Raw genomic sequence first — 9,451 nt, 5'->3', positions numbered from 1 at the left:
CTCAGCGAGTCAGCCCGCCGGAAAGCCCTGCCGGCCTGGCTGCACGAGTACAACCATCACCGGCCCCACACCGCGATCGGCAACCGCCCGCCCATCACCCGCTTGACCAACCTGTCCGAGCAGTACACCTAGGAGGACCCCCTGCCCCGTCGAGATCCCGTGATCTCGCACGTCCGAGGCCTCTCCGGCGTGCGAGATCGCGGGATCTCGGCGTTCGCGCCCGTCAGCGGGACGTCGGCGGCCGGTCACCGCGGCGGGCGGCCGGGACCCGCTCCACGAGGCCGGCCGCTCCCGCCAACCCGCGGCTGAGCAGGCCCGCCGCGGGCGCCAGAGCCGCCGGGGCCCGGCGGGCCCCCGCGTCGACGACGTCCCGGGTGCGGTCGAGCACCGACAGCGGCAGCCCCGACAGCACGTTGCCGGGGGGACGGCGGGAGACCGTGGGGTGCGGGCGCGTCGGCGACACCCGGCGGGCGAGGTCCCACCGGCGGCCCAGCCGGCGCAGGGCCGCGGGGTCGAGGCGCTCCTGCAGGCGCGGGAGGAGCACGTCCTCCTCGTCGCGGACGTCCTCGCGCAGCACGGTCACCAGCCGGGCGAGCCGCTCGGCCCGGCGGGGGCCGTCGTGCGGGAGGCCCTCCAGCTCGCTGACCAGCTCGTTGACCTCCTGGTGCTCCCGCTCGACCCGCAGCGTGAGGTCGTCCCCGTCGGGCAGCACCCGCCGGATGACCGGCCAGAGCACGGTCTCCTCGGCGAAGGCGTGGCTGAAGACCAGCCGGTCGATGCGGGTCAGCACCTCCTCCTGCTCCCGCCCGGTGGTGCCGTCGAGCCGGTGCAGGAGCCGGTCGAGCTCCTCGTGGTCGCGGCGCTGGCGGGCCAGGACGCTGCCCGGCCCCCCGAGCTCCTCGACGGTCTGGTCGGCGATGGTCCGTGGCACGGGCTGCTCCCGGGGGTCGGTGCGGACGGTTCCGTACCGGTGCCCGGTGCGGCACCCGGGCATGCGCTCAGCGGCCCTCCCACCACAGCGCCGCCGCCTCGGCGGGGGTCCGGCCGTCGAGGACCAGCCGGTTGAGCCGCACCAGGTCGGCGCTGGTCAGCCGGGCGCTCACGGCGTCCAGCGCCGCCCGCAGCTCCTCGCCGCCCCGCTCCAGCACCTCCGTGCGCACGATGGGGACCACGTTCTCGGGCGGCTGCAGCCCGCGGTCGTCGTCGAGCAGCACCAGCGGGGCGTCGGCCAGCCGCCCGTCGGTCGTCTCCAGCAGGCCCACGTCGATCTCCTCGGACAGCAGCGCCTCGACCGTGGCGGCGCGCGAGGGCATCGCCAGGACCTCGCCGAACTCCAGGCCGTAGACGTCCCGGAGGCCGGGCAGGCAGTACGGCCGCTCCGGGCACTCCGGGGGGCCGCCGAAGACCAGCCCGCCCGCGACGAGCGCGAGGTCGGACAGCCGCCGCACCCCGGTCTGCTCGGAGAACGCGGCGCGGACGGCGAAGCCGTTCTGGTCCTCGGCCGCCGCGGCCGCCAGCACGGTCGCACCGCGCTGCGCCAGGACCCGGCCGAGCTCCGCGTGCAGGTCCTCCGGCGCGCGCTGCCCGACCGGCTGCCCCGGCTCGGTGAACTCCAGGGCGGTGCCGAGGTAGTCCACGACGAGGTCCACCACGCCCTGCTCGAGCGCGGGCAGCACCACCTCGCGGGTGCCGATGCCGTGCTGCACCGCCACCGGCTGCCCGGCCCGCCGGACCGCCTCGGCGTAGACCTCGGCGAGGACCTGGTTCTCGGCGAAGTCGTACGAGGCGATCCGGACGGCCTCCGGCGCGGGCCGGCCCGGCTCCGGGGCTCCGCCCCCGCAGCCGGCGAGCAGCACGGCCAGCAGCAGGAGGACGGCGGTCACCGCCCCGGGACGCCGCATCGCAGGACTCCTCCCGGCGGGTGACGACAGACATTAGCCCCGGACGGCGCGCATTCCGATGGACCCGGCGACGGGAGGGGGTGGAGCATCGTCCGACATGGCGCCGCTGCCGCGAGCTGCCCCCGAGGCGGGTCCCGCCCGGCGGACCGAGCCGCCGGCGATCCAGCGCGTGCGCCGGCGGCGCCGGCCCTCCGGGGAGCCCCCGCCGCTGCCGCGGAGCCTCAACGCGTCGGGGCGGTGGTGGCTGGGCCTGTCCGCCGGCGTGGCGCTGGCCTGGACCGCCGTGCTGGCCACGGGCACCGTCCCGCTGGTCGACCTGGCCGACACGCGGGTGCTGCAGGCGATCGCCCGGCTGCGCTCCCCCGCCCTGACCGACGTCGCCGAGGTCGCCGGCCTGCTCGCCACCTCCCGGGCGCTGCACGTCCTGTGGCTGGTCAACCTGGTCGTCCTGGTCGCCTGGCGGCGCTGGCACCACCTGTTCGTCTGGGTCGGCGTCGGCCTGGTGGTGCCCAACGTCGGCGCGCTGATGACCACCCTGCTCCAGCGGCCCCGGCCCGTGGAGGTCGAGCTGCTCGGGGAGTGGTCCGGCTACTCGATGCCGTCCCTGCCGGTCACCGTGCTGGCCGCGTTCCTGGTGAGCACGGTGTACGCGCTGGTCCCGGCGGGCCGGCCGCGGACGGTGGCGAAGTGGGTCGTGGTGGCCCTGCTGGCGGTCACCGTCGCCTCCCGGCTGTACCTGGCACAGGACCACCCGAGCGACGTCCTGGCGGCGGTGGTCCTCGGCGTGGCGGTGCCGCTGGCCGCCTTCCGGCTCCTGACGCCCAACGACGTCCACCCGGTGCGCTACCGCCGCGGGCGGCCGGCGCACCTGGACGTGAGCGGCGCCCGCGGCGAGGCGATCGTGCGTGCCCTGCAGGACCAGCTGGGCCTGCTCGCCACCGCGTGCGCCCCCTTCAACCTGGCCGGGTCCGGCGGCTCGACCCCGCTGCGGATCACCGTCAAGGCCGATCCGGCCGGGCCGGAGGAGGAGAGCTACGTCTTCGCCAAGCTCTACGCCGCGACGCACCTGCGCTCGGACCGCTGGTTCAAGCTCGGCCGCACCCTGCTCTACGGCCGGCTCGAGGACGAGAAGCCCTTCCACAGCGTGCGCCGGCTGGTGCAGTACGAGGACTACGTGCTGCGCCTGCTGTCCGACGCCGGGCTGCCGGTCCCGCAGCCGATGGGCATCGTGGAGATCACCCCGGAGCGCGAGTACCTGCTGGTCACCGAGTTCCTCGCCGGGGCGCGGGAGATCGGCGACCCCGGCGTCGTCGTCGACGACGGGGTGATCGACCAGGGCCTGGCCGTGGTGCGGCGGATGTGGGACATCGGCGTGGCGCACCGGGACCTCAAGCCGGCCAACGTCCTGGTGCGGGACGGGACGCTGTACCTCATCGACTCGGCGTTCGCCGAGGTCCGGCCCAGCCCGTGGCGCCAGGCGGTCGACCTGGCCAACATGATGCTGACCCTCGCGCTGCGGACCGACCCCGCCCGCGTCCTCGCCCGGGCCCGGCGGGTGTTCTCCGACGAGGAGATCGCCGAGGCCTTCGCGGCCACCCGGGGTCTCACGATGCCCACCCAGCTGCGCCGCATGGTGCGCGCGCAGGGCCGGGACCTGCACGCCGAGTTCCTGCGGCTGCTGCCCTACCGCCTGCCGCCGGTGCGCATCCAGCGGTGGAGCTGGCGGCGGGTCGGGCTCTCGCTCGCCGCGCTGCTCGGCGTGGCGGCGGCGCTGCTCGTCGGCGTGGACGTCCTGGACTCCCCGCTGTGAGCGCGGCCCGGGCGGCCGGGCGGGCGGCGGCGCCCGCGGTGCTCTCCCTGCTCCTCGCCGGGTGCGTCGCCCCGGGCGTCCCCGCGGGCCAGGTCCCGGCGTGCGCGATCGGCGACCAGGGGGCCGCGGCCAGCGGGGTGGTCCTCATGGCGCAGGCGGTGCCGACGGCGTCCTGGGTGCCCTGCGTGGAGGGCCTGCCCCTGGGGTGGCACGTCGCCGGCCTGGACGTGCGCTCCGGCTCGGGCCGGTTCTGGCTGGACTCCGACCGCGACGGCGTGCACGCCATCGAGGTCCGGCTCAGCGGCCGCTGCGACACCGACGACGCCACCGAGATCCGCAGCGACCGCCCGGGCATGCGCCGCTTCGAGCAGGTAACCCAGGTCAGCCCGCAGTACCACGGCCGCCGCTACTACACCTTCGGCGGCGGCTGCATCACCGTCGTCTTCCGGCTCGCCGGGGACAGCCGGGGGGAGCCCCTCGCGCTGGCCACCCAGGCGATCGGGGCCCTGCGGCGGGCGGACCTGGCCGAGCAGGTGCGCCAGGCCAGCGGTGGCCGGCTGGAGCTCGACCCGCCCGCCGAGGCCGAGGGCACGCCGTGACGGCCGCGGACCTGCCCGCCGTCCCTCCCCGGCCGCCACGGGGACGCTGGCGGCGCGCCCTCACCCCGGTGCTGTCCCTGGCGCTGGCCGCGGCGGTGCTGTTCTGGTTCCTCCCGCAGTTCACCAGCCTCTCGGCGGTGTGGGACTCGGTGCGCGCCCTGACCTGGGCCGAGGTCGGGCTCCTCGCCGCCGTCACGGTGTGGAACCTGGTCACCTACCAGTTCGTGGTGGTCGCGACGATGCCGGGGTTGAACCTGCGGCAGGCCACCGTCTCGACCCTCACGACCACGGCAGTCTCCAACACCGTCGTCGGCGGCGCGGCGATCGCCCTGGGGCTGACCTACGGGCTGAACTCCTCCTGGGGGTTCTCCCGCGGGCGGACGTCGGTGTCCCTGCTCGTCGCCGGGCTGTGGAACAACTTCGCCAAGCTGGCGCTCCCGGTGCTGGCGCTGAGCCTGCTGGCCTTCGGGTCCGAGCCGAGCCCGGGCCGGGTGGCGGCCGGGGTGGCCGGGCTGGCCGGCCTGGTCGCCGTCGTCGTGCTGCTGGGGCTGCTGCTGCACAGCCCCGTCGCCGCGGCCCGCATCGGCCGGGGCGCCGCCCGGGCGGTCACCGCGGTGCTGCGGCCGCTGGGCCGTCCCCCCGTCCAGGGGTGGGACCGGGCCACGACCCGGTTCCGCGAGCGGACCGCGCTGCTGCTGCACGCCCGCTGGCACCTGATCACCGCCGCCACCCTGGTCAGCCACCTGTCCCTGTTCCTGGTGCTGCTGACGGCGCTGCGCGTGGTCGGCGTCGACGCCGGGCAGGTCGGTGTCGTCGAGGCGCTGGCGGTGTTCGCCTTCGCGCGGCTGCTCACCGCCGTCCCGTTCACGCCCGGCGGGCTCGGCGTGGTCGAGGTCGCCCTGATCGCCGGCCTGGCCGCCGCCGGCGGCGACCGCGCGCTCGTCGCGGCCGCCGTCCTCCTCTTCCGCGCGCTGACCTACGTGCTCCCCATCCCGCTCGGGCTGGGCACCTACCTGTTCTGGCGCACCAACCGGTCCTGGCGGCGGCCGCCGAACACCGCTCCGCGCACGCCGCTGGTCCCCGAGTCGGTCTGAGCGGGCGGCGCACCCGGCACCGTGGTTGAGTGCAGGCGGTCACCCCGCGAGGCCCGAGCACCGAGGAGGCCGGCATGACCGACACCGCCGCGGCACCCACCCGCAAGCGCCAGACGACCGACGGGCCCACCCCCGAGGCCGGCGAGGCCGTGATGGGCCTGGACATGCTGCTGGTCGACGGCGCCCGCGGGCCGCTGCGCCGGTTGGTCCCCCCGGCGGGGACCGCGCTCCGCCTCGCGCGGGCGCTGGCCGGCCGGCCCGACGAGGTGGCCCGGAAGGCCGCCGGCCTGGTGGGCGAGCTCGGCCGGATCACGCTCGGCCGCTCGGACATCGCGCCGCACCCGAAGGACCGGCGCTTCGCCGACCCGGCGTGGACGGGCAACCCGCTCATGCGCCGGGCGATGCAGGCCCACATCGCCGGTGCCCGCACCGCCGTCGGGCTGGTCGACGCCGCCGACCTCGACTGGCAGGACGACGAGCGCATCCGGTTCAGCCTGACCAACCTCGTCGACGCCCTGGCGCCGAGCAACACGCCGCTGAACCCGCTGCTGTGGAAGGCGGTCATCGACACCGGCGGGCGCAACGCCGTCACGGGCCTGCGGCGGCTGGTCTCCGACCTCGCCTCCCCGCCGCGGGTGCCCTCCATGGTGGAGCCCGACGCCTTCACCGTCGGCGAGGACCTCGCGGTGACGCCGGGGGCCGTCGTGCTGCGGACGCCGGTCTTCGAGCTGATCCAGTACCGGCCCACGACCGAGCGGGTGCGCGAGGTGCCGCTGGTGATCGTCCCGCCGACGATCAACAAGTACTACATCACCGACCTCGCGCCGGGCCGCAGCATCGTGGAGCACTACGTCGGCGCCGGGCACCAGGTCTTCATGATGTCCTGGCGCAACCCCGACGCCCGGCACGCCGACTGGGGGCTGGACACCTACGGCCAGGCCGTCCTCGACGCCATGGACGCCGCCACCGCCGTCACCGGCGGCGAGAAGGTGGCGCTCCAGGGGTTCTGCTCCGGCGGCATCATCGCCGCGATGGTGCTGGCCCACCTGGCCGCGACCGGCCGGCAGGACCGCGTCGCCGCGGCCAGCCTCGCCGTCACCGTGCTGGACTGGGAACGGGCCGGCACGATCGGCGCGCTCATGGACCCGGAGGCGGTCCAGGACGCCGTCGAGAAGTCGAGGCGCAAGGGCTACCTGGACGGCGCGATGCTCGCCGAGGTGTTCGCCTGGCTGCGCCCCAACGACCTGGTGTGGAACTACTGGGTCAACAACTACCTGCAGGGCAAGCCCCCGGCCGCCTTCGACATCCTCTACTGGAACGCCGACACCACCCGGATGTCCGCGGCGCTGCACCGCGACTTCATCGAGCTGGCGCTGGGCAACTCCCTCACCGAACCGGGGCGGGCGACGATGCTCGGCTCGCCGGTGGACCTGTCGAAGGTGGACGTCGACACCTACGTGACCGCGGGCATCGCCGACCACCTCTGCCCGTGGCAGTCCTGCTACCGCAGCACCCAGCTGCTGGGCGGGCGCAGCCGGTTCGTGCTCTCCACCAACGGGCACATCGCCTCGCTGGTCAACCCGCCCGGCAACCCGAAGTCGACCTTCCAGGTGGCGCCGGAGACGCCGGCCGACCCCGAGGCCTGGCTGGCCGCCGCGGAGAAGGTCACCGGCTCGTGGTGGCCGGACTTCACCGCCTGGCTGGCCGAGCGCTCCGGCGACGAGGTGCCCGCCCCGGAGGCGCTGGGCACCGCGGACCTCCCGCCGCTGGGCGACGCACCGGGGACCTATGTCTTCGACCGGTGAACCGCGGGGGACGGGGGTGTCCTCGACCGGCGAACCGCGGGGAACGGGTGCCACCGAGACCGTCCGCACCCTCACCGTCGGCGGCCGCATGCTGCGCGTGGCCCTGCGCCCGGGCGACGGGGCCACCCCGCCCCTGCTGCTGTGCAACGGCATCGGCGCGAGCCTGGAGGTGCTGCAGCCCTTCGTCGACGCGCTGTCCCCGGGGCGGACCGTCGTCCGCTTCGACGTCCCCGGCGTGGGCGGCTCCCCACCACCGGTTGTCCCCTACACGCTGGCGACGCTGAGCCCGGTGGTCGCCGGGCTGCTCAACCGGCTCGGCCACCCCGGGCCGGTCGACGTCCTGGGGCTCTCCTGGGGCGGCGCGCTGGCCCAGCACCTCGCCGTCCAGCACCGGCGACGGGTCCGGCGCCTGGTGCTGGCCGCGACGGGGACGGGCAGCCTCATGGTCCCGGCCTCGCCGCGGGTCCTGAGCCACATGCTCACCCCGCGGCGGCACCGCGACCCCGCCTACGCCCAGGCCGTGGCCGGGACCATCTACGGCGGCACGGTGCGCAGCGATCCCGCGCGGGCGGCCCGCGTGCTGCACTCGGCCTCCCGGGTCGGGCCGCAGCGCGGGTACTACTACCAGCTGGCCGCGAGCGCCGGCTGGAGCAGCCTGCCGTTCCTGCGGCTGCTGCGGCAGCCCACGCTGGTGCTGGCCGGGGACGACGACCCCATCATCCCGGCGGTCAACGCGCGGCTCATGGCCCGGCTGATCCCCGACGCCCGGCTGCACCTGTACGCCGGCGGGCACTTGGCCCTCGTCACCGAGGCCGACCACCTCGCGCCGGTCGTGGAGCGCTTCCTCGACGGCCCCGCCCGGCCGTAGCACCCCGCCCACCGCGGCGGCCGCCCTCCCCGTGGGTCAGGGGCGGGCGGCGGTGACGAGGGAGCACCCGGTCGGGCCGTGCGGCTGCACGGTGCAGCCCATCTGCACCAGGACCTCGGCGAGGGCGGCGTTCATCGTCCGCTGCAGCGCCGTGTCCAGGGCCTCGCCGCGGGCCCGGTGCACGCTCATCCGCTCGTGCCGGTGCCAGCTGACGAGCACTCCCCCGCGGTCGGCCCGCGGGGTCAGGCACACCCCGCCCTCGGAGCCGGCGCCGGCGCAGTCGTGCACCGGGAGGCCGGCCTCGACGAGGGCCGCGGCCACGTCGACCACCAGCGTGCCGAGCGCGTCGTCGTCGGTGACCAGGTCGTCCCACTCCTCGCCCAGCCGCACCAGGTGCTTGCCGAGCTCCTGCGTCCAGACCCGCTCGTGGGGCTGGGACCGCCGGTCCAGGCCGCCGTCCTCGCGGAGGACCCCGTGGTCGGCCCGCACCGAGTCGGCGAGCTGCCGGGACAGCGCGACCCAGTCGGCGTCGAGCTGGTCGCTGAACGGGCCCGCCACGACCTCCCCGCCGGGCAGGTCGGCGGCCTGGTCGACCAGCCACCACGCCGGTGCGGTCCGGCGACCGCGCTCGCCGGCCGGGTGCGTGGCCACCCGCACCGGGGCGGTCTGCGCCGGGCCGGCCTGCACCGGGCCGGCCTGCACCGGGCCGGCCTGCACCGGGCGACCGCCGTCCACGGCAGGCGCCGCCTGAGCGGCCGCGGCCCGGGGCGCCGCGGCCGCGGCGACCGGCGCGGCCTGCTGCCGCCGCTCCTGGGCCCGGTTGCGCTCGAACTCGTAGCGCGCCGTCGAGCTCGTGCCCAGCGCCACGACCACCGCGCCGAGCGCGAGGAAACCGAGCACCGCCACCGCCAGCCAGATCAGGTCACCATGCACGCCAGGCACCCCCCGGACCTGCTCCCCAGGCCGCGGCGCGGCGCGTCCAGCAGCGCGCCAGCAGGCGCAGCCGGGCGACCTCGCCCGGGATGCGGGACAGCACCTCGCGGAGGGACGGGTGCGGCCGGCCCGACGGGACGGCGTCGTCCTGGTCGCACAGGTCGAGCAGAGTGGCCAACCCCACCTCCTCCACGCGCAGGGCGGGGATGAGGAAGCGGCCGGGTGGGGCGGGTGGTGCGGGAAGTGCGGTCACCTAGGTACTCCTCGACGGTCCGTCGCGGCCGGGGAAGTGCCGCGGACGGGGTCGAAGTTAGGGGCCGGGCCGGTTCCGCGGACCCGCCCGGACCCCTCCCCGGCGGGCCCGTTCCCGAACCGTTGTCCGGGGGCCCGCGGCGGGCCGGTGACCCCTCCCCACCTGCGGTTCCTTGTCGACTTGCGCCC

General features: G+C 76.3%; 10 protein-coding genes. 6 read left to right on the top strand and 4 right to left on the bottom strand.

What is annotated here, in order from left to right; genetic code table 11:
* Positions 1-132 (top strand): integrase core domain-containing protein (locus ACI8AC_RS19410; RefSeq protein ID WP_456899472.1); only part of this gene is annotated, 132 nt, incomplete at its 5' end.
* A gap of 91 nt (positions 133-223) precedes the next feature.
* Here ACI8AC_RS19410 and ACI8AC_RS19405 read toward each other — a convergent pair.
* Positions 224-931: a hemerythrin domain-containing protein gene (locus tag ACI8AC_RS19405; protein WP_456899471.1), complete on the bottom strand. Its 708-nt coding sequence runs from the start codon at positions 929-931 to the stop codon at positions 224-226.
* A 67-nt stretch (positions 932-998) separates the two neighbouring features.
* A complete protein-coding gene (locus ACI8AC_RS19400) occupies positions 999-1,901 on the bottom strand; it encodes an ABC transporter substrate-binding protein (RefSeq protein WP_456899470.1) in 903 nt (300 codons plus the stop codon).
* Positions 1,902-1,998: 97 nt separating this feature from the next.
* On the opposite strand from ACI8AC_RS19400, the gene ACI8AC_RS19395 reads away from it, so the two are divergent.
* From ACI8AC_RS19395 to phaZ, 5 genes are all read left to right on the top strand, one after another.
* Positions 1,999-3,711, top strand: a complete 1,713-nt coding sequence (locus tag ACI8AC_RS19395; protein ID WP_456899469.1) for a phosphatase PAP2 family protein — start codon at positions 1,999-2,001, stop codon at positions 3,709-3,711.
* Positions 3,708-4,310 carry a hypothetical protein gene (locus ACI8AC_RS19390; RefSeq protein ID WP_456899468.1) on the top strand — a complete coding sequence of 201 codons (603 nt, stop codon included), beginning with the start codon at positions 3,708-3,710 and terminating at the stop codon, positions 4,308-4,310. The genes ACI8AC_RS19395 and ACI8AC_RS19390 overlap by 4 nt, the downstream gene beginning before the upstream one ends.
* Entirely contained in the window at positions 4,307-5,404 is a 1,098-nt protein-coding gene (locus ACI8AC_RS19385) for a lysylphosphatidylglycerol synthase domain-containing protein (protein ID WP_456899467.1), read from the top strand. The genes ACI8AC_RS19390 and ACI8AC_RS19385 overlap by 4 nt, the downstream gene beginning before the upstream one ends.
* Positions 5,405-5,478: 74 nt before the next feature.
* Positions 5,479-7,209 carry a PHA/PHB synthase family protein gene (locus ACI8AC_RS19380; RefSeq protein ID WP_456899466.1) on the top strand — a complete coding sequence of 577 codons (1,731 nt, stop codon included), beginning with the start codon at positions 5,479-5,481 and terminating at the stop codon, positions 7,207-7,209.
* 16 nt (positions 7,210-7,225) lie between these two features.
* Positions 7,226-8,077, top strand: coding sequence for a poly(3-hydroxyalkanoate) depolymerase (gene phaZ / locus ACI8AC_RS19375; protein WP_456899465.1), 852 nt, complete (start codon positions 7,226-7,228; stop codon positions 8,075-8,077).
* Positions 8,078-8,113: 36 nt separating this feature from the next.
* On the opposite strand, the gene ACI8AC_RS19370 is transcribed toward phaZ, so the two are convergent.
* Positions 8,114-9,010 carry a hypothetical protein gene (locus ACI8AC_RS19370; protein ID WP_456899464.1) on the bottom strand — a complete coding sequence of 299 codons (897 nt, stop codon included), beginning with the start codon at positions 9,008-9,010 and terminating at the stop codon, positions 8,114-8,116.
* On the bottom strand, positions 9,000-9,263 hold the full coding sequence (locus tag ACI8AC_RS19365) for a hypothetical protein (protein WP_456899463.1): 264 nt from the start codon (positions 9,261-9,263) through the stop codon (positions 9,000-9,002). Before ACI8AC_RS19365 ends, ACI8AC_RS19370 begins: the two co-directional genes overlap by 11 nt.
* Positions 9,264-9,451 lie beyond the last annotated feature (188 nt).

Source organism: Geodermatophilus sp. SYSU D00758 (assembly GCF_054049955.1).
This window is presented reverse-complemented; position numbering and strand designations above follow the sequence as displayed.